This is a genomic window from Dysgonomonas reticulitermitis (genome assembly GCF_054601275.1).
The window spans coordinates 1-1,145 of sequence record NZ_BAAHWU010000125.1 but is presented as its reverse complement, the minus strand read 5'-3'; the positions used below and the strand labels follow the sequence as shown (position 1 = coordinate 1,145).

The 1,145-nt window shown below is 42.2% G+C and carries 1 protein-coding gene; it reads right to left on the bottom strand.

Translation table 11 applies throughout. From position 1 onward, the window contains the following. Positions 1 to 1,144 (bottom strand): IS5 family transposase (locus tag ACYPZI_RS15980; RefSeq protein ID WP_459603371.1); only part of this gene is annotated, 1,144 nt, incomplete at its 3' end. Between the last annotated feature and the right edge of the window lies 1 nt (position 1,145).

Sequence of the window (1,145 nt, the reverse complement as noted above, 5' to 3'; positions counted from 1 at the left end):
AGCGGTGGTCTGATTTCAGGTGTCCGATAATCGGTTCGATAGCCGCTCTTCTTTTGTGAGCTTTCTTGAGCTTTTGTTGTTGATACCGGCTTACTCTCTTACTGAAAGGCTTGGGTATTTGTATTGTTGTGCCCCTTATTGTCGATTTTCCTTTATATCCTCTGTCCGCGGTTAGGCTTAGGGGTGATTTTCCCAATAATCTTTCGTATTGTCGCAATGCCTCATCCAGTGTATGTCCGTCGTAGGGATTCGAAAATGATAATGCTCCTACAATAACTCCCGTATGCTGGGTATAAAGAATAGATACCTTGTTGCCGAATTCATACTTTTTATGTTCTTTGCCTTTACTGATGCATTGTACCTGGGGTTCATGCAATGAATAGATTTTATGGGTGCTTGTCCTTGTTTGTTCCAATACTTTCTTAAAAACAGTAAGCTCCGAACTATAGGGATGCCCTGCAGGCAGTTTGCGCTCCACTTCCCGTACCAACCGGCCGGCAATGGTTTTTACTTTACGATTGGCTTTGACTGCCTTCTTCCTGTTTTTGGGATGGCGACCAAAACGCTGGTCAGGCAAGAGTTTTTTTAACGTACGGGTATAGCTCCGGCGAAGTTCAATACCTTCTCTTTGCGCTATCTTCTTACATTTACTGATAATCTTACGGTGGAGTTTATTGTCTGTGGGGTAAGTGATATTCTTCTCCTGAACTGTCGTATCGGCTGATAGATTCCTTTCTTCCCCATCTTTGCCATTGATACGGATGCTTTCTTTGAGAATCAATTCTATGCCGGTTTCTCCTATCCGGTGACGAAAATGGACTAACTCCGAAGAGGCACATGGGCATTGAGCAATAAAATCCTGCATCCCGCAAAAGTATTGATAGTAGATGTTTTCGCTCCATTGTTCTACCACACTTTCATCTGATAAATCCCGGACATGTTTCAATATCAACAAACCTACCATCAAACGAATGGGCTTGGCTGGGGCACCGTTATCGTGGCAATAGAGAGGGCTGAATTCATACTCAAACATTGCCCAATCCACTTTATCTGCTAAAATATAAAGCGGATGATGCTGATCTAATGTATCTGATAAGGAGAAAAATAAACTTCTCTGATTATCTTTTTTACTGTATTGTAGCATA